The organism is Nitrospirae bacterium YQR-1, from assembly GCA_039908095.1.
Taxonomy (GTDB): domain Bacteria; phylum Nitrospirota; class Thermodesulfovibrionia; order Thermodesulfovibrionales; family Magnetobacteriaceae; genus Magnetomonas.
Genome location: JAMOBJ010000001.1, coordinates 66,570 through 86,467, shown reverse-complemented (window position 1 = coordinate 86,467; position 19,898 = coordinate 66,570). Strand labels below are relative to the sequence as shown.

General features: G+C 44.3%; 18 protein-coding genes. 14 read left to right on the top strand and 4 right to left on the bottom strand.

Annotation, left to right across the window (positions count from 1 at the left end; translation table 11 throughout):
* The first annotated feature begins 42 nt into the window (after positions 1-42).
* The 7 genes from H7844_00410 to H7844_00380 all read left to right on the top strand — a co-directional run bounded on the left by H7844_00410 (position 43) and on the right by H7844_00380 (position 6,375).
* Complete coding sequence (locus tag H7844_00410; GenBank protein MEO5355748.1) at positions 43-276, top strand: hypothetical protein; 234 nt, start codon at positions 43-45, stop codon at positions 274-276.
* Positions 277-495: 219 nt separating this feature from the next.
* Positions 496-924, top strand: coding sequence for a DUF3842 family protein (locus tag H7844_00405; GenBank protein MEO5355747.1), 429 nt, complete (start codon positions 496-498; stop codon positions 922-924).
* Complete coding sequence (locus tag H7844_00400; GenBank protein ID MEO5355746.1) at positions 917-1,108, top strand: CooT family nickel-binding protein; 192 nt, start codon at positions 917-919, stop codon at positions 1,106-1,108. Before H7844_00405 ends, H7844_00400 begins: the two co-directional genes overlap by 8 nt.
* A gap of 24 nt (positions 1,109-1,132) precedes the next feature.
* On the top strand, positions 1,133-1,891 hold the full coding sequence (gene cdaA, locus H7844_00395) for a diadenylate cyclase CdaA (GenBank protein ID MEO5355745.1): 759 nt from the start codon (positions 1,133-1,135) through the stop codon (positions 1,889-1,891).
* Positions 1,891-2,541 (top strand): CdaR family protein, encoded by a 651-nt coding sequence (locus H7844_00390; GenBank protein MEO5355744.1) that lies wholly within the window; start codon positions 1,891-1,893, stop codon positions 2,539-2,541. Before cdaA ends, H7844_00390 begins: the two co-directional genes overlap by 1 nt.
* Complete coding sequence (gene glmM / locus H7844_00385) at positions 2,538-3,878, top strand: phosphoglucosamine mutase (GenBank protein MEO5355743.1); 1,341 nt, start codon at positions 2,538-2,540, stop codon at positions 3,876-3,878. Before H7844_00390 ends, glmM begins: the two co-directional genes overlap by 4 nt.
* A gap of 1 nt (position 3,879) precedes the next feature.
* The gene (locus H7844_00380) at positions 3,880-6,375 is read left to right on the top strand and encodes a DNA internalization-related competence protein ComEC/Rec2 (protein ID MEO5355742.1); all 2,496 of its coding nucleotides are present in this window, start codon (positions 3,880-3,882) and stop codon (positions 6,373-6,375) included.
* Between the two features lie 190 nt (positions 6,376-6,565).
* Here the strand turns inward: H7844_00380 and H7844_00375 are convergent, their stop codons facing one another.
* From H7844_00375 to H7844_00365, 3 genes are read right to left on the bottom strand one after another with little or no spacing between them, the layout of a single operon-like run.
* On the bottom strand, positions 6,566-7,840 hold the full coding sequence (locus H7844_00375; GenBank protein MEO5355741.1) for a glycosyltransferase: 1,275 nt from the start codon (positions 7,838-7,840) through the stop codon (positions 6,566-6,568).
* Positions 7,841-7,843: 3 nt separating this feature from the next.
* Entirely contained in the window at positions 7,844-8,677 is an 834-nt protein-coding gene (locus H7844_00370) for a universal stress protein (GenBank protein MEO5355740.1), read from the bottom strand.
* 8 nt (positions 8,678-8,685) lie between these two features.
* Positions 8,686-8,853: a hypothetical protein gene (locus tag H7844_00365; GenBank protein ID MEO5355739.1), complete on the bottom strand. Its 168-nt coding sequence runs from the start codon at positions 8,851-8,853 to the stop codon at positions 8,686-8,688.
* Between the two features lie 136 nt (positions 8,854-8,989).
* Between H7844_00365 and H7844_00360 the strand changes: the two genes are divergently transcribed.
* The 4 genes from H7844_00360 (at position 8,990) to topA (ending at position 14,169) form a co-directional block, all read left to right on the top strand.
* Positions 8,990-10,177 carry an argininosuccinate synthase gene (locus tag H7844_00360; GenBank protein ID MEO5355738.1) on the top strand — a complete coding sequence of 396 codons (1,188 nt, stop codon included), beginning with the start codon at positions 8,990-8,992 and terminating at the stop codon, positions 10,175-10,177.
* Between the two features lie 174 nt (positions 10,178-10,351).
* Positions 10,352-11,533 (top strand): DNA-processing protein DprA, encoded by a 1,182-nt coding sequence (gene dprA / locus H7844_00355; protein MEO5355737.1) that lies wholly within the window; start codon positions 10,352-10,354, stop codon positions 11,531-11,533.
* Positions 11,534-11,602: 69 nt separating this feature from the next.
* Positions 11,603-11,887: a hypothetical protein gene (locus tag H7844_00350; GenBank protein MEO5355736.1), complete on the top strand. Its 285-nt coding sequence runs from the start codon at positions 11,603-11,605 to the stop codon at positions 11,885-11,887.
* A complete protein-coding gene (gene topA, locus H7844_00345) occupies positions 11,878-14,169 on the top strand; it encodes a type I DNA topoisomerase (protein MEO5355735.1) in 2,292 nt (763 codons plus the stop codon). The genes H7844_00350 and topA overlap by 10 nt, the downstream gene beginning before the upstream one ends.
* A 162-nt stretch (positions 14,170-14,331) precedes the next feature.
* Here topA and H7844_00340 read toward each other — a convergent pair whose 3' ends face one another.
* Positions 14,332-15,309 (bottom strand): MBL fold metallo-hydrolase, encoded by a 978-nt coding sequence (locus H7844_00340; protein ID MEO5355734.1) that lies wholly within the window; start codon positions 15,307-15,309, stop codon positions 14,332-14,334.
* 158 nt (positions 15,310-15,467) lie between these two features.
* Here H7844_00340 and galT point away from each other — a divergent pair, with 158 nt between their 5' ends.
* From galT to H7844_00325, 3 genes are read left to right on the top strand one after another with little or no spacing between them, the layout of a single operon-like run.
* Complete coding sequence (galT, locus tag H7844_00335) at positions 15,468-16,463, top strand: galactose-1-phosphate uridylyltransferase (protein ID MEO5355733.1); 996 nt, start codon at positions 15,468-15,470, stop codon at positions 16,461-16,463.
* A gap of 31 nt (positions 16,464-16,494) precedes the next feature.
* Positions 16,495-19,524, top strand: coding sequence for a PAS domain S-box protein (locus H7844_00330; protein MEO5355732.1), 3,030 nt, complete (start codon positions 16,495-16,497; stop codon positions 19,522-19,524).
* Positions 19,517-19,876 carry a response regulator gene (locus H7844_00325; protein ID MEO5355731.1) on the top strand — a complete coding sequence of 120 codons (360 nt, stop codon included), beginning with the start codon at positions 19,517-19,519 and terminating at the stop codon, positions 19,874-19,876. Before H7844_00330 ends, H7844_00325 begins: the two co-directional genes overlap by 8 nt.
* Positions 19,877-19,898: the final 22 nt, after the last annotated feature.

Below are 19,898 nucleotides of genomic sequence, written 5' to 3'. Positions count from 1 at the left end.
GAGACCGGTTTTGAGAAAAGATTTCAATAGAGGGGAGTTTTTATGAAAAGTGAGAAATCAGAGCAAATAAGAATTAAGTACCTGTATCGGGGGTTAATAATGAAGGGAAAAATCAGAATTCCATATAAAGCGGCGGCTCAGATGGTTGGTCCCGACTGTGCATACCACCTATATGGCACTCACATGACAGCCATTGATGATTCAGGGACAGGGAAAAATAAAAGTGTTCAGTCTGCTTTCCCGAAGTGTAATTCCAATTCTAATTTAAAAGTATGACGAGGCGTCGCTTTCTCCTTGCCGCCTGTATTTACTTCTGACTGCAACTTGGTATGAGGGCTATCGATACGAACATGTTTTTACCCGTCACTATATAAAACAAAAGCAATACAATGTTTAGATTTATAAAAAACTGCAATATTTGACAGTATAGGCGTTTTAATTTATACTTAAATATAATCAAATAACAAAGTAAATAAAAGAGAACATGACAAATTTATGTTAAAAGTGGCGGTAGTGGATGGGCAGGGAGGAGGGATCGGCAGTGTAATAGTGAAACGCCTGCGCGATGAATTTGATGATGCGGTGGAGATAATAGCCCTTGGTACAAACTCATCGGCAACAACCTCAATGCTCAGGGCAAAGGCCAACAGGGGGGCTACCGGTGAAAACGCTATAGTGCTGAACTCAAACAGGGTGGATGTGATAACAGGACCGCTTAGCATAGTGATAGCAAATTCGATGATGGGTGAGCTGACTCCTAAAATGGCACAGGGCATAGCGGAGTCTAAAGCAAAAAAAATCCTGCTTCATCTGAACCAGGAAGGAATAGAGGTGGTTGGCGGCGCCAGGGAGCCGTTGCCCCATCAGGTTGATTGTTTGATAGAAAAAGTAAAGAATCTCATTGGAGGCCAAACTCATGTGTGAAGCTAACGTCTATATACGGGAAAAAGACGGAACCGAGGTGCTGTATCTTGAAAATGTTGATGTACTGCGCCCGGAGGACGGCAAACTTTTCATGAAGAACCTTTTCGGCGAACAGAGGTTTTTTGACGGCGATATTGGAGAGATTTCATTGATTAAACATAAAATACTATTAACAAGGCGGTAAAACGGCGCTAATCCGGCACTTCTTATGAACTTAGTAAGTCAGATACGATGGCAGGATATTTTAGATGTTCTGTTGATATGGCTGGTGTTTTACAGGCTCTTTTTACTGATAAAGGGGACGCGGGCCGTGCAGATGCTTCTGGGGATTGGTGTGCTTCTTGTGGCGTCATTTGCCTCAAGTTACCTGAAGATATATACCATAGACTGGATGATACAGAGCTTCTGGACGTATATAATATTAGCGATGGTAGTTCTTTTTCAACCCGAGATCAGGCGTGCTTTGGCACAGATGGGAAAAGCCCCATTTTTACCGTTTACACCGGCAGAGGAACTTAAGTCTATAGATGAGGTCGTTAAATCAACGGCATCTCTGTCGGCGCGCAAAATAGGGGCACTTATAGTAATAGAGCGGGAGACGTCATTAAAGGATTATATAGAAATCGGCACATACCTGGAGGCACGGGTAAGCAGGGAGCTGTTACTCAGTATTTTTCATCCTACCTCTCCGATACATGACGGAGCAGTGGTGCTTAAAGCAAACAAGATACTGGCGGCAGGATGTTTTTTACCGATCTCCTTCCGGCCCGATATTGATAAAACACTGGGCACCCGCCACAGGGCAGCCCTTGCTATAACGGAGGAGACTGATGCGGTTGCCGTCATAGTGTCTGAGGAGACAGGGGATATATCTATCTCTATCGGAGGCGATTTCATTAAAAGCATTGATATGAACCAGCTCAGGAACGAACTCACTGATTTATTTACAGACCACAGGCAGGGTTGATGTTTAAGAGATTTATCACACATAACTGGGAAGCAAAAATAATAACTCTTGTTCTTTCCATCTTACTTTGGTCTTTTGTCACCTACAGGGGACAATCTGAGGTGATACTTGAACTGCCCGTGGAATTTAAAAATGTCCCTAAGGGATATGAACTTTCAAGCACCAGCACCAGCACGGTAAATGTGACCGTTGCCGGACAGGAACGTTTAATAAAGGCTCTAAACCCTCAGGATATAAGCGTCTATCTGGATATGTCAAAGGGAAAACCAGGAGAGTCAATTTTTTATCTTAAAAACAGCAACATAAAACTGCCGTCATCTCTTACAATAAAAAAGATTGCCCCCTCATACCTGATTATCCATATTGATGAGCTTCTTACAAAAACACTCTCAGTAAAACCCGTAATAAAGGGCAGTCCCAATAAGGGATATGTAATATCTGAAATTACTATAACCCCTGATGAAGTGTCAGTAACAGGAACCAAACATACCCTTAGTAGAAAAACAACCATCGAAACCGAGCCTATAGAAATAAAAGGTGCCGACTCAACAGTGGAAAAAACGGTGCCGCTAATACTTAACAATTACACCATGGCCTCACAAAAAGACACAGTGAAAGTGACAGTTGTAATAACAGGAGAGACTAAATGAAATTATTTGGTACAGACGGCATAAGGGGGGCGGTAAATACGCATCCGATGACACCGGAGACAGTTGTGCGTATAGGCATGGCTATAGGGCAAATCCTTCACAGAAACAACGGGAAAAACATGGTCCTGATAGGGAAAGATACACGGCTTTCCGGCTACACCATAGAGAGCGCACTTACTTCTGGCATCTGCGCTATGGGTATGAATGTAACTCTGGTAGGCCCGCTTCCAACTCCCGGTGTGGCTTATTTAACAAAATCCCTGCGATTTGATGCAGGCATTGTGATCTCAGCCTCTCATAATCCATTTGAGGACAACGGCATAAAGATTTTTGACAGGGATGGCTTTAAACTCTCAGACGATATTGAGCAAACAATAGAAAGACTGGTGTTCAACTCCGGCATGACTCTGCCCCCCGCCGGTAAAATAGGAAAAGCCTACAGGCTTGAGGACGCCACGGCACGCTACATCGAATATGTGAAATCAACAATTCCGCGTGATGCCGATTTTGACGGTTTAAAAGTCGTGGTTGACTCAGCCAATGGAGCAGCCTATAAGGTTACCCCGCTTTTGCTTGCAGAACTGGGCGCTGAGGTCATAAGTTTAAACGACAATCCAGACGGAAAAAACATAAATGACCACTGCGGCTCACTTTATCTGCAGAGTCTCTCACAGACGGTACTAAGCCACGGAGCACATGTGGGAATCGCCCATGACGGAGACGCCGACAGAACTCTGATGTGTGATGAATTGGGCAACACAATGGACGGCGATCTTATTATGGCTGTATGGGCAAAAGAACTCCACAAAGAGGGAAAGCTTAAAAACGCTGCTGTGGTTTCAACTGTTATGAGTAACCTGGGGTTGCAGCACTATCTTGAAAAAGAGGGAATAACCCTACTGCGTACCAAAGTAGGTGACAGATATGTGGTGGAGAGAATGCTGGAGGGGGGCTACAACTTTGGGGGTGAGCAGTCAGGACACATAATCTCCCTTGCCCACAGCACAACCGGTGACGGCCCCATTACTGCCGTGCAGATTCTTAACATAGCAAGGAAATCTAAAAAGCCACTTTCCGAACTTGCCTCGGAGATCACGCTCTACCCTCAGATTTTGAAAAACGTGCGTGTCTCCAGAATGCAGGACTACAGGGGTTTCCCTGAAATCATTAACGCCATAGCAGAGGCCGAGAAGGCACTAAACAATACAGGCAGAATTCTTGTGAGACCCTCCGGCACAGAGCCTAAAATCCGCATTATGGTAGAGGGGCGCAGCAGTGAGCTTATCGGGGAGATTGCAGAGAGGGTCTCAGCAACAGTTGAAAGGCTAATGGCCTGAGATGTATCTGTTTGCTCCGTTTATTTTCGGGGCAGTGTTTTTTTATTCTTATCTGTATTTTCCTTATACGACTGTGGCAGCGGCAGGTGGAGCTGCTCTGTTTTGTTTTTTCAGGCTCAGAGAAAAACCGGCTTTATACCTGTTGATATTAGCAGCAGCGGCTGCCGGGTTTCTCTATACTTATATGAGATATGAGCCGGAAGGTATGGAGGTTTTTTCCAATCCCGTTGAAATCACAGAAGCCCGGGGAGTTTTCACATCAAGGCCGGTAACAGTCAAAAGAGCATCTCCGTTGTCTCAACCGTCTGAGACATATATCCGGCAGGATTTTACAATCAACTCCGCAAAGGCTGCCGGGGTATTGCCGTGTGGACACAAGCAGGGATATAAGGCGGCAACCCTTAAACTGCCGTTAGCGGTAACGGTCTTTTTCCATGATAACCAAACCGTAGCCGGTGCAGGAGTCGAGGCAACAGTGGATATCAGAATTAACCCTGACCACAGGCACTTTAATCCCGGAACATATCCGTTTCCCTATAAACCCTCCGCTGTGATAAGAAAAATATATTCATTAAAAGAGCCGGATTCAATTGCTTGGATATTTCCACAAATAAGACAAAAACTTGCAGCTTCAATAGAAGAGAATTTTCGTGGCGACTCTGCAGACCTTGTTAAGGCATTGACGATTGGGGACACGTCGTCAATATCGGGACATGTGAGGGAGGTTTTCAGAGTTACAGGACTTACCCACCTTTTAAGTGTCTCTGGAACTCATTTCGGAATGCTTTCGCTTGCGGCTTTCTTACTCATAAGGTTTATAATCAATTTATTTCCATTTAAAATGCTCCTTAAGATAACTGCATACCTGAGTTTAAATCAACTCTCAGCCCTGATTGCCGCCCCCTTTATCGTATCATATTTTCTTATTTCCGAACTGACCATTCCATCATACAGGTCATTTATCACAATTGGAGTCTATATTGTAGGTTTACTCATGGGCAGAAAGGGTACATGGTGGAACAGCCTTCTGTTTGCAGCATTTGTAATAGAGTTAACCGACCCTGCTTCCATTTTTAATATATCTTTTTTGCTTTCATTTAATGCAGTGATGTTTATTGCTTTAGCGTCTGAAAGATTCCTCAGCGATGCTATACATACTGAAACTGCGGGTATAACTTTTGACAGTGAGCAATATAATCTGAGCACTGAGCGGTTTAAGTATATTATCAGTTATCTTAAAAATATTTTCCACACAAAACTTAAAATTGCAGTTCAATACCTCTATGCTAATCTCATTATAACCGTCTCGGCAACAACCGGCACCCTGCCCATAGTAATGTACTACTTTTACAATATTTCACTTATATCAGTTGTTGCAAACTTTGTGGTTGTTCCTGTAGTTTGTCTTTTAGCTATGCCCTTGATTGCATTGGCCACTTTTATATTTCTGCTAACCGGTGTACTTCCATTTGTCTCTGTGATTTCAGAAATCTTGCTTTATTCAATAAAACTAATGGAGTTTTTTTCGAGGATACCATTTTCAATGATAAACACAGGGGCATTTCCCCCGGCATTAATGATTATTCTGTATGTTAATATTCTGTACTTTTTTAAGAATGTGAAAAGGGCGGCACTTCTTCTGATTTTAACGGTTTTCTCATTTATAGTGTTTTTTTATAGTTCACAAACACGGGGGGACTTGCGTGTGACATACCTTGATGTCGGACAGAGTGATTCAATGGTTATAGAAACCCGGTCGGGGAAAATTATTGTTGTTGATACCGGAAAGAACGGCAGGGAGCTGGAGGGATTTCTGCACTACTTAGGTAAAAACAAAATAGAGACACTGTTTTTGACCCACGGTGACAGCGACCATGCAGGCGGGTTTACCGCTATTTACGCTAAGTTTGAAATAGCGGTGGTCTTTGACAACGGTTTTATAGATTATGGAGTTGCGCACAAGAAAAATAAAATAAAACACCTCACAAAAGGCGATATAATTAACATAGACGGTGTATCAATTAAAGTGCTTCATCCTTTTGAAAATTATTATTCGGACAGAATACACAACGTGAATAATTCATCATTGGTTTTTCAGTTAAAGAGCTTACACAATACATTTTTATTTACCGGAGACATTGAGCAACAAGGGGAACAGACGATGGGGAGCATCAAGGATTACCTTAAAAGTGATGTTTTAAAGGTGGCTCATCATGGAAGCAAAACGTCGTCCAGTTATAGTTTTCTGTCGGCAGTGTCACCAAGAGTTTCCGTGATAAGTGCCGGCAGATGTAATATCTTTGACCATCCCTCGGCTGAGGTGATAAAGAGGCTCAGTAGCACACTGATTTTAAGGACTGACATAATGGGAGCCGTTAAAGTTACTGAGGGCAAAAAGGGGCTTGTGCTTGATTCATACAGAGAGTCAAAACTAAAAAAAGCCTTTGGCTTACAAGGTGAGACTGAAAATATGAAAAAACTCTTAACGGTGTGGTAATGCCATGTTCAGGTTTGACATTAAATTTATAATAAAAATACGTCCTTTAACAAGTTTTATACCCTGTAGCAGTCAAAAGAGTAACGAGGCGGCTGGGAGAAAGCACACAGGGGATTCCCCTTGTATGTTTCAATAGAGAGTGAGTAAGCTTTGGGGAGACGTCAAGGAGCTTTAGACGAAGCCAACAAAGTTAATCGAATGACTGCAACTTGGTATTAGGGGAAGGATGGAGTCCTTCCCCTAATACCGCCCTCATAGCGGCGATGACAGCCTCTACACGTCTGTCCCATGTGTGAAAAGACTCGGCGTAGTTGAGGATTTCCTCTTTCATTGCATCCAGTGTATCTTTTATTGCGTAGAAATGTTCTATGGCCTCTGCCATGTCTTTTGCCGAGGGGGGGTGAGGCAGCACTTTTCCCCACCGGTGTTTGCCCGCCTCGTTTATGTAAAGTATGTCGTTAGCGATTATCGGTGTAGCAGAGGCCATGGCCTCATAGTACTTGATTGGCGTGTATTCGTAGGTGTCAATAAGCTTAACCACAGGGGCTAGGTCTGAGGCTATCAGGTAGTCATAGGCCTCTTTAAAGGGCATGGCAGGAAAAAATATGACACGCTCCATCAATCCGAGCTTTTTAACCGTATCTTTCACGAGTTTTAAATCCGCTCCATAGCCTATCATAATTAACCTGATATCCGCCCTGTGTTTAAGCATATGCAGGGCTTCAAGCAAAATCCCGAGGCCGTCCCACCACGTTATCGTGCCTAGGTAGCAGATGTAAAATAAGTCCGGCGATAAATTTAGTTTTACTCTCAGCCCACTTTTGTCTATGCCTCTGGTGTATCTGATATTTTCAATGCCGGTGGCATTGTTGGAAACTATTACGTTGGCCTCAGGGGTAAGGCCGTGGATGTATCTACTGAGTCCCTCAGTCATAGTGACAATAAGGCCGGCCTTTTTAAATGAATATGCCTCAAGCCTTTGGATGGCTTTAACAGTTAAATTGCCGGTTCTTATGAGTTTTCCGGCTGAAAATCCAGGATTGAGGTTTTTTTCAAAAAGCAACACGTCTGTTGTTACATCGTTGTATTCAACAATGGTTTTGATGCCGTGTTTTTTAAGAAATGTAAGGACAACCGGAGTGGTATAAAGAGAGTACCGTGTGTAAACATAAAAATCACTGCCGTTACGCATTAGTTTTTTCAGTGCCTGGATAACACTATAAGAGTACCTGAGACAGGCTGCCATTCGTCCGGCCATTGAGGTGCTTCTGTTAACCGGCAGAATGTTTATTTCGTGGGCCTTGATGCCACCGTCGTTAACCTCATCGTGGTACTTGCCGCCGATAAAGATAATTTTAAATCTGCTTGTGTTATGGAAGGCGTTGACTACTCCGCGCATGTGCGTGCCGATGGCGCCCCGTTCAAAGGCGTTTTCACCACCCACATACACTAACGTATCAAACACGCTTTATGTGCCTTTAACTACCAACACGGGGCAAAAAGAAAGAGCCACCACCCGCTCCGACACACTTCCCATCAAAAGCCTGCTTAGGCCTGTCCTGCCGTGGCTGCCTATGATGATTAAATCCGCACCACTCTCAAGGGAGACATTCACTATGGCCTTGTAGGGGTCGTTGTGGCAAAGCAGCAGGGACTCCACTGCAACGCCGTTTTCTGCGGCGGCGGACTCTAAAGAGCTCACTATTTCCTCATATTCGTAACGTTTATCCTCGTGTGGATAAACGGTGATAGAGACAAGTTTTTTAACCTTATTGCAACGCTTAGCCATCATTATGGCTTCCATCTCAGCAGCCTTACTGCAAGCAGAGCCGTCTGTGGCCAGCAGGATTGTCTCTCCTTTCATCTCCGAGTCCCTGGGTACAACAGCAACCTTGCAATCGGCATAGGCAATAACTTTTGCTGTAACACTTCCCATCAGAAGGCGGCTTAGTCCTTTGCCACCGTGCTTACCCATTACGATTATGTCGGTTTTCAGCCTCCTTGACTCCTCTGCTATTGCCTCATGAGGCTCTAATCCATACCTTATCAGCGCGCTGCACTCAACATTATTAGCTGCGGCCATTTCAAGAATTTCATCCATGTGGCGCTGTTCGTTTGCTGTGTAATCCTCTAAAAATGACGGATTTTCCTTTACATATAAAATATTTAAATTCGTACCGCAAACACCGGCCAAGTTGACCGCCTCCGACACGGCATACTTTGAGTACTCAGAGCAGTCTGTGCACAGAAGTATTGATTTTATATCGCCCAGGAGATTTGCCTGATAAGCGTCTTTTGACACCCTTAGTGTTATCCTCCTTTGATTTCATCAGATTTTACTTCCCGTTCCTTAGCCACACCACGTGCTGTTGAGCTAAGCATAAACAGGTGTTCAAGGCAAAGGCGTTTGAGGCTTGCCACGTGTTGCTTTAACCGGTTTATCCCCTCGTTGCTTTGCACTATCACATTATAGCACATGTTTAGAGATTTGGTCACCGGATACCGGATTCCTTTTTTTTGCACAGCCGTTTTGCTAAAAGTGCAAAAAAATATTTACATTTTTAACACTATAATGCTAACTTTTAAAGAAAAGAAATCGGAGGGGTTGGCCAGAATGAAAAAGGTAGTGCTTGCGTACTCCGGCGGGCTTGATACGTCGGTAGGGATAAAGTGGTTAAAGGAGAGCTTTGATGCCGATGTGACAGCATTTTGCGCCGACCTGGGTCAGGGTGAGGAACTTGACCATGTCAGGGAAAAAGCTCTCAAAACCGGCGCCTCTAAAGTTTATGTTGAAGATGTGAAAGAGGAGTTTGTCCGTGATTACGTCTTTCCAATGCTGCGGGCTAATGCCGTTTACGAACAGTACTACCTTCTTGGCACATCAATTGCTAGACCGTTAATAGCAAAAAAACTCATAGAGACGGCTATAAAGGAAAATGCAGAATACGTTGCACATGGCGCAACCGGTAAGGGCAATGACCAGGTACGCTTTGAGCTTGGCTCCTATGCACTTAAGCCTGACATTAAGATAATAGCCCCATGGCGCATGTGGCCTTTTAAATCAAGACAATCACTTATAGAGTACGCCTCCTCACATGGAATAGACATACCCGTGACAAAGGAAAAACCCTACAGCACGGACAGAAACGTGCTTCATATAAGTTACGAGGGCGGTATTTTGGAAGATCCTTGGGCGGAGCCCCCACAGGACATGTTTACGCTTATGGTATCACCGGAAAATGCCCCCGATGCCGCCACATATGTAGAAATAGAGTATGAAAGGGGAAATCCCACGGCAATAGACGGCAAAAAGACAACCCCGTTTGAGCTGCTCTCTAAACTTAATAAAACAGCCGGTAGTAACGGCGTGGGTAGGGTTGATGTTGTTGAAAACCGCTACGTCGGGATAAAATCAAGAGGCGTGTATGAAACCCCAGGAGGCACTGTGCTGCATATTGCCCACAGAGCCGTTGAGTCTGTGACCATGGACAGAGAAGTGCTCCATCTGAGGGATTCGCTGATTCCCAGGTATGCCGGGATGATCTACAATGGATACTGGTTTTCACCTGAGAGACTGACCCTACAGAAATTCATGGATGAATGCCAGGAGGAGGTAACCGGCACAGTGCGTCTTAAACTCTATAAGGGTAACTGCTCGGTTGTGGGCAGGAAGTCACCACATTCCCTCTATGATGCCAGGCTTGCCACCTTTGAGGAGGAAGATGTTTACAATCAGGCGGATGCCGATGGCTTTATCAAACTAAACGCACTAAGGTTAAAGACAGGGCGTTTGAAAATTTGAATATACAGATAGAGGCTTTTATGTTGGAAATAAATAGGGTTGGATTGCCGCTTGGTGGCGGCAATGACAAAGGGTGGGGATTTTTCTTTATTGTCATTCCTTTTCCGTCATTGCTGCGAAAGCAGTAATCCAGTTTTTATCAAGTTTGACTACAAAGGCGGTTTTAAGGAACTAATGCAAGGGGATATCAAACACTGGCTGGCGCTCTCAGCAATAAAAAACGTGGGACCAGGCACGGGGCGCAAGCTGCTTGCCCATTTTAAAAACCCTGAAAACATCTTCAAGGCCGGCTTGTCTGAGCTGATGGAAGTGGAGGGAATAAAAAAATTTCGCGCTGAAAGCATACGTAATTTCAACGGTTGGGATGTTGTGGAGCAGGCTTTAAAAAAGATAGAGGAAAATCAGATAACAGTGCTTTGCCATACGGAGGATGAGTATCCGGAGATGCTCAAGGAGTTGCCGGATAGCCCGATACTACTGTTTGTCAAAGGGGATATCACACCTGAGGACCGCTACGCTATAGCGATAGTGGGAACTCGAACGCTTAGCCATTACGGTAAGAGTGTGACGGAGAAATTTACCGGCGAGCTTGTGGATATGGGCTTTACGATAGTAAGCGGCATGGCAAGGGGAATAGATACAGTGGCGCATAGGCAGGCTTTAAAGGGCTACGGCCGCACCATAGCGGTCCTGGGCTGTGGCATAGACATAGCGTATCCGCCTGAGAACTTGTGGCTTATGCAACGGATAGCGGAAAACGGAGCCGTAGTTTCGGAGTTCCTACCGGGCAGCCGGCCTCAGAGGGAGAATTTTCCAATAAGAAACCGGCTGATAAGTGCGTTTTCACTGGGAGTGCTTGTGGTTGAAGCAGGGCAAAGAAGCGGAGCTCTAATTACGGCTAATTTTGCGCTGGAGCAGGGTAAAGAGGTATTTGCAATTCCGGGTAATATTATGGCCTCAAATGCACAGGGCACTCACGCCCTTATTCAACACGGTGCAAAGCTTGTCAACAACTCTCAGGATATTTTAGAGGAGCTTGGTGATTTAATAAAAGCCTATATCAAAGAAAGAAAAGAAAAACCGGCAGTAAAACGGAAGGCACTACAAGCTAAGAGAGCAGTTGAAAGGAAAGAAAAAGCTGCAGAGCCTGCAGGTAAGCAGGTTGTCAAAAAAAATCCTGAACATAATGACGACGGGAAAAGGGTGTTCTCTGTGCTGGGTTTTGAGGCGCTTCATGTAGATGAGATAATCCGTAAGACGTCACTGCCGGCTCACAGGGTACTAAATGTGTTGCTTGAGCTTGAACTAAAAGGGCTGGTTAAACAAACTGATGGTATGAAATTTTGCATTGTGTGACAGAGAGTGTTTCTTTAAGTTGAATGTTTTGATAGAATACGTGGAAATGTAAGAGACCGGAGGTTAGGGATGTACAAGAAATTTATGACGTTACTGAAGTTGATAGCAAATGAGATAGTCGCAAATGATTTAAATTTTGAAGAGAGTAACGTCAGAATGATGGTCAAAGACTACAACGTAGCAGATTTATACGAGGACTTAATGGATCTGGAGAGTCTTGGCATAATGAGTGACGAGGACATTGACACCCTTAAATCATTTTTAGCATATGTAATCTCAAAAGACACTCACATGGACAGGGATGAGATTTATTCGATGGTATTTGGGGCCGGTAAAAGGATCGTATGGCATTAAAATTGGTAATAGTGGAGTCCCCGGCCAAAGCAAAAACGATAGAGAAGATACTGGGTAAGAGCTTTACGGTTAAAGCCTCAGTAGGGCATATAATGGATTTACCCAAAAAAGTGTTGGGAGTAGATAAGGAAAACGGCTTTAAACCGGAGTACATAACAATTCCGGGTAAGGAGAAAATCACATCGGAGCTGAAAGAGGCTGCCAATAAAGTGCAGGAGGTTTATCTTGCCCCTGACCCCGACAGAGAGGGCGAGATTATCGCCTGGCATATAGCCTCCATTATAGCTGATAACACAGAGAGCAAACCTGCAATGTTTCGGGTGGCTTTTAATGAAATAACGGAAAAAGCGGTGAAAGACGCCATGACACGCCCGGCTAACATAGACATGAATAAGGTAAATGCCCAGCAGGCCAGAAGGGTGCTTGACAGGCTTGTGGGTTACGGACTAAGTCCGCTCTTGTGGAAAAAAGTAAGCAGGGGACTCAGCGCAGGCAGAGTGCAGTCTGTGGCGGTACGGCTGATTGTTGACAGGGAAAGAGAGATAGAGGCTTTTAACAAGGAGGAATATTGGTCTTTAACCGCCTCATTTATAGCAAATGCAGAACCGTCTTTTTTGGCAAAGCTCCATAAATATAACGGCCATATCGTAATAGAGAAGTCGCCAAAGGGTAATAAGTTTTTTATAACCACAGAGGAGCAGGCCGCTAAAATAAAGGAAAGTCTTTTATCTGATACGTTTAAGCTAAAGAGTGTTGATAAAAAGGATAAGAAAAGGATGCCCTATCCGCCCTTTATCACAAGCACACTGCAACAGGAGGCAATCAAACATCTTCGTTTTACAGCTAAAAAAACCATGATGACCGCTCAGAAACTTTATGAGGGTGTCAGCCTGGGGCAGGAGGGCGCAGTCGGTTTAATAACATACATGCGTACTGACTCTGTGAGATGTGCGCCCGAGGCGGTAAAGTGGGCCAGGGAGTTTATAGAGAAGACCTTCGGTAAAAAATACGTGCCGGATAAACCCCATAAATTTAAGACTAAAGGCAGTGCACAGGATGCTCACGAGGCAATAAGGCCAACGTATGTTAAGTACCCCCCTGAGGCGATTAAGAAATACCTTAAAGCTGAGGAATATGCCCTCTATGAGCTCATCTGGAAGCGCTTCATGGCAAGCCAAATGGCACAAGCCGAGCTTGAACAAACCTCCTTTGATATAACAGACAGCGCTGAAAAGGCCCTCTTCAGGGCCTCCGGCACGATAATTAAATTTAAGGGATTTCTGGCGCTTTATTCGGATACCCAGGAAGGAGATGAGACCGAGGAAGGCGCTATATTGCCTTCATTAATTGAAGGACAGATATTAAAATTACTCGATCTGCTGCCTAAACAGCATTTCACACAACCACCCCCAAGATACACTGAGGCTTCCCTTGTTAAGACTTTGGAGGAAAAAGGGGTAGGCAGACCAAGCACCTATGCCACCATATTATCCACTATAGGGGAGCGCCGGTATGTGGAAAAAGAGGAGGGAAAGTTTAAACCCACTGAGCTTGGAAAAGTTGTAAACGATCTGCTCGTTGAACGTTTCCCTGAGCTTATTGACATAACATTCACGGCTAAAATGGAAGACGACCTTGATAAGGTGGAAGAGGGAAGCATTCGTTGGAATGCTCTTATTGAGGACTTCTATCCGCCCTTTAAAAAAGAGCTGGATGATGCCTCATCGGCTAAGGACAGGGTTAAACCGGAGGATATTCCGACTGACATTGTGTGTGATAAATGCAGCATGGCAATGGTTAAAAAGTGGAGTAAAAACGGCTGGTTTCTGGCATGCTCCGGTTATCCGAAGTGTAAAAACACCATGCCTCTTGAGGACGGCCAAAACGGTGCAAACGCCCATGTGGAGCAGACCGATGAGATATGTGATAAGTGTTCGGCTCCTATGGTTATAAAAACAGGAAAGTTCGGCAGGTTTATGGCATGTTCAGGCTATCCGAAGTGTAAAAACGCCAAACCGATCCCTACAGGGCTTAAGTGCCCGATGGATGGGGGGGACATTATAGAGAGAAGATCCTCAAAAGGAAAATTTAGGGGAAAGACTTTCTATAGTTGCAGCAAGTACCCGGAGTGTAAATTTATCTCTAACTACAAGCCGGTAAACGAAAGCTGCCCGGATTGCGGAACGCCCGCCATGTATGAAAAAATAAATAAAACCGGAGAGACTGTTATTTTCTGCCAGAACAAAGAGTGCAAACACACAGCCGGTTCTGTTTCCAATTAATACCAAGCTACAATCAAAAAAGTAAAATGGTTCTTTTACCCACTCAAAACGTGAAAGAACTATTTCTTAAAAATTTTGCTTGACATCACGGTTGCTTTAGGGGAGACGTCAAGGAGCTTTCGAACAAGCCAACAAAGTTAATCGAATGAATGTAACTTGGTATTAATCCTGATATGCCTCCGGCAACATCTCCAATACTTCCGCCTCCACTTTACTGTACAAGCCGGTGTACTTAGGGGATATGTGGATTAATTCGATATGCTTAACCTTAGCCGTTTTAGCAATAAGGCCGGCAAGGGAGGTGGTCAGGTGGTTTCTTTTAACCGCCCTCTCATGGTCCTCTTTCAGAAAAAAAGCCTCTATGTAGAGGATGTCTGAGTTTGAGGCAAGCTCCACGGCTTTTCTTATGTTTTCATCTGTCGGGGCAATGTCTGTGATGTATGAAATCCGCTGCCCCTCAGTTATCATCACAAGACTGTTAAGGTCCTCTAATGTGTAGGTTTTCCCCTGATGGGTTACCCTGAAGTCCTCTGTGTTGTTCCTGATAGCTTTTTTAAATTCATTAAGCCACGGACCTACCTCAAACCCCAGCCGTAGCAGCTCATTCTTGTTTATATTTATGTGGCTTTCCTCACTCAACGAAAATCCTGCTACCGGTATCCCATGGTCAAAAATCTCCACGGTAACAGTAATGCCGTCTTCACTATAGACAGTGTTATTAAAGGGCAAATCAGGCATTTGGATTTTTTCAAAGGCGCACTCTGCATAAAAGCCGGCATGAGCTATCGAGTTTTGTGTAATTTCAAAGACCTCTATTTTAATTGGATATTCTTTGATTACATTCCACGTAAAGCCTTTGAGTTTGCTTTCCACGGCGTGGATGATTCCCATGGGGCCATATATGCTAAGGGGCGTGTCACGACCAAGCAGAAGCCTCAATATTAAATCAAAGCCGATAAAGTGGTCAATGTGCATGTGGGTAACAAAAACAGCTGATATTTTCAGTATTTCCCGCTGGTTTAATGCAGATATATCGCCGCAATCAAAGAGAAAAGTGCGCCTTTGGCACCGCAGCCGTACATACACTGCAGGGTCCTCAAAAGGGCTGTTTACCGGCTTACAAAAAAATGTTGTTTTCATATTCAAACTTTTCCTTATTTATGATACAATAACCTGACTATTTTAGAGAAAGAGGTGGGTTCATACTTAAAACATATTTTAAAAAACTGAAGAAAGTTTTGATATAAAGCGGATTCAGAAACATTCAATACAAAAATATTAATAAACAGGAGGCTTCAATGTCAGAGTTAAGAAAAGACCCTATAATAGGGCGTTGGGTTATAATATCAACGGAGAGGGGCAAAAGACCCTCTGATTTCTTATCACCCTCATCAAGGAGGAAGAAATTAGTCGGGTTTTGCCCATTCTGTCCGGGTCATGAGTACACAACCCCCAACGAGATACTCGCTTTCAGAGGCTCTCATAAGACCGGACCGTCCGACTGGACACTACGGGTTGTACCTAACAAGTTTCCGGCACTTCAGATAGAGGGAGAGCTGGAGAGGTCAGGAGAGCACATTTTCGGCAGAATGAACGGTATCGGCGCTCATGAGATCATCGTAGAGACCCCGGGCCACGAATACTCTCTCTCCACCATGCCTCGCAAGAGTGCAGAGGATGTCCTGTGGGCTTATTACTCACGTCTTACAGATTTAAAGAAGGACCACCGTTTTCAGTATATCCTGATTTATAAAAACGAGGGAGAGGCCGCCGGCGCAACCCTGGAGCACACGCACAGCCAACTGATAGCCCTTCCGATTGTTCCCAAGAGAGTGCAGGAAGAGCTGGATTCCTCAAAAAAATATTTTGACTTTATGGAAAAATGCATATACTGTGACCTTGTGCAACAGGAAAAACACATAAATAAGCGTGTAGTGTGTGAAAACGATTCATACATTACCCTGTCGGCCTATGCTCCGCGTGTGCCCTTTGAAATGTGGATAATGCCAAAGAACCACGAATCATCATTCAGGCCTAAGAACAACTCCTTCGCCGAGCTTGCCGAAATCATCCAGACTACTTTACAGATGCTTGATAAAATACTGGACGTTCCACCGTATAATTTTGTAATTCACACCTCTCCACTTAATGCCGAGGAGAACAACTACTACCACTGGCACATAGAAATATTTCCCAAACTCACGAAAATGGCGGGTTTTGAGTGGGGCTCAGGGTTTTATATTAATCCAACGTCTCCTGAGGATGCCGTCAGATTCCTAAAGGGTGGAGCTTAGAGCAATAGGGGGAGCTCTCAAGGATTTTTAATTGCAAACCGAGACGGCACAAAAACAGTTGTCGGGGTTTAACGACCCTGAACAATTACTTCAATATAAGCCTTTTATAAAGGCGGAGCGGCTCCTTTGTCTTTTTGATTTTGCACGACAAACAGGCTCTCTTTCCGACCTTGATAAGCTGCTTGAGACTATCTGCAAAACCGTCACAGCTCTTGCAAATGTTAAAGGTTGCGCTATAAGGCTAAAGGGAGAGGCCGGATACACCATAAAGTCATCGTTTGGACTTACTAAGGGTGTTTTAAGTATATTGACTCAAAAGGTTGGTGAGGAGGTTTTTTCCCAGGTTCTTAAAAAAAATCAGGCACTTCTGATTGACGATACCAAAGTGCTGCCAAATGAGCTGCGGGTTCTTCAATTAATGATCCGCTCCATGGCCATAGTGCCTCTGAGAACCGGCAGCTCACTCATAGGCACCCTTGAGGTCTATGATAAAGTAAAACAGCCCTCCGCCGCAGCTGCACCTGTGCTGACAACGGACGATCTTTTAACGCTTGAGGGTTTTGCAGTTCTTGCGGCTCTGAGCATAGAACGCGCTCTTGCACACAAAAAAGAGCTCGAATGGCAACGGGCTAAAACTGTATCTCAAAACAGGATGGAAATCCTCTTTAACAGCGTAAACGCTGCAATTGTCACTGTTGACAAATGGCTAACCATTACAACGGCAAACAAGGCCATTGAGAAATGGACGTCTTTTAACGTAATGGAAATACCGGGCAGGAAGTGTCATGAAGTTTTTCCGTATGAAGAGGGAATATGTCCCCAGTGTGTGGCTGAGGCAACTTTCGATTCAGGGGATATATGCACGGTCAATTACGAAAAACATGGCCGCTATGCTGAAATATCCGCTTACCCGATAAAGGAAAATGAGCGGATAGACGAGTGCATAGTCATGGTAAGGGATATAACCGACAGAATAACCAGCCAGATGGAAATTACGGAGTTATACCAAAAGGTGTCAGATACAAAGGAACGCCTTGAGAGTCTTATAGAGAACTCCGCCGATGCCATAATAACGACTGATTTAGACTGTGTAATTACCTCGTGGAATAAAAGTGCCGAGCTGATATTCGGCTTTACCCTGCGTGAGGCTATAGACACCTGTATCCCTTTTTTACCGGAGTCGGCCTTAATTAACGGCAAAGCACACCTGGATGCAATAAGACAAGGTGAGATTCTCAAAGATGTTGAAACAAGCGGGAACCGTAAGGACGGCTCAATGGTTGATATAAGCCTGACCATCTCTCCTATAAAGGATGCCACAGGGGTTGTTACCGGAATGAGCATGATAGCGCGTGACATATCTTTAAGGAAATCTATAGCGGAAAAACTGGTTAAAAGTAACAGGAAATTTTCGAGGTTATTTTTTATAAGTACCGCTATGCGCGGCACACTTGAGCTCAACAGGCTCCTCAGAATGATTCTAACGGCGGTAACGGTAAGCGACGGACTGGGTTTTAACAGGGCAATAATCTTTCTCTGTGATGATTCGGAGCGGATGCTGAAGGGAATGATGGGGGTGGGGCCTGCCAATCATGAGGAGGCGGCAAGGATATGGCAGGACTTGTCATTTGAGGACAAATCACTTCACAGCATCCTGCAGGAGATTGAAAACGGCCCGCTTAGTAAGGACTCCTTTATGGATAAGCTTTCCATGAGCCTGCAAATACCCCTTGAGTCGGAATGTTATCTTTCGACGGCGATAGCTAAAAAGATGCACTTTAATGTAAAATCGGCGGCCACAGACCCCATGTCTAATCCCATACTGACTCAATACCTCAAGACGGAGGCATATTTAGTTGTACCTATAATAGCCCGCAACAGGGCAATAGGGGTGTTGTGGGTGGATAATCTCTTTAACCACCGCCCAATAACAGAGGATGACACGGAGTTTTTGTTAAGTTTCGCCGATCAGGCTGCAACAGCTATCGAGAGCGCCAGACTTTTTGAACAAGTAAAACTGGCTGAGACGGAACTGGAAAACATGTTTGAATCCATAAACGATCTGGTTTATATAACGGATAAGGATTTAAACATTGTAAAGGTTAATAAGTCGGTGTGTAACCTTACAGAGTTACCGCCGTCTGAAATTATAGGGAGAAAGTGCTATGAGATATTTCACGCCACCTCCGAGCCATGGCCTAACTGCCCTCATAGGCAGATTCTGGAAGAGGGGAAATCAGGGGTAAGTGAGGTGGAGGGTTTTTATTATCGCTTAAAGGATACATGTAGTGTGTCGAACTCTCCAATATTTGACCATCACGCCCGATTTAAGGGGACAATCCATATAGTTAGTAATGTGAAGGAGATAAAAGCCCTTCGTGAGCAGTTAGCCAGCATAGAGAAAGTGGCGGCCCTTGGTGAGATGGCAGCCCGTGTAGCACATGAGATAAGGAATCCCCTTTCCTCAATAGGGGGATTTGCCAGAAGGCTTGAGAAAAAGCTTGATGAGCCGTTAAAAGAGTATGCCCACATAATCGTAAGTGAGGTGGGACGGCTGGAGGCACTGCTGAGGCAGACCCTTGGTTTTGTAAGAAAAAACAAAATATCCAATGAAAAAGTTGATGTTATAGCCCTTTTGCACTCTATAATTTCTATGATAGAGCAGCCGATTAAAGGTAAAATCCGCATAGAGGAAATCCATAGTGAGAAGACCCTTGAAATAACCGGTAATCCGGGGAGTTTAAAGGAAGCACTCTTTAATATCTTTGACAATGCCCGGCAGGCAATAGAGGGCAATGGGAAGATTATAGTGCACTCACGGCGGCAGGATAATGCAGCCGCCATAGAGATAGAAGATACGGGGGCCGGGATAGAAGAGGAGGAGTTAAAGCATCTGTTTGATCCGTTTTTCACGACAAAGACAACGGGGGCAGGTTTGGGTTTAACCATAGCACAAAAAATAATTGAGGAGCATAAAGGAACAATAGAAGTAGAAAGTACAGTTGGTGTAGGAACTATATTTAAAATTAATTTACCATTAAAGGAGGGAAACAATGAGTAAACCTAAAGTGCTGATAGTTGATGACGACCAACATCTCAGAATGCTTTATCAGGCGGAGCTTGAGGATGAAAACTACGAGGTTTTTATCGCAAGTTCCGGCAAGGAAGCACTGGAATTTTTTGAAAAGCAAACTCCGGATATTGTAACACTGGATATTTTAATGCCTGGAATGGATGGCATAGAGGTGCTCAGAAGGATGAAGGAAAAGAAACCCGGCCTTCCCGTCATAATGTCAACGGCTTACGATTACAGGGATGATTTCTCCGTTTGGGCCTCTGACGCTTACGTTGTAAAATCAGCAGATCTAACAGAGTTGAAGAGCACGATAAAGACCCTTTTAGCCAAAAAATGAAATTTCTCGAGCTTGAGCCGTC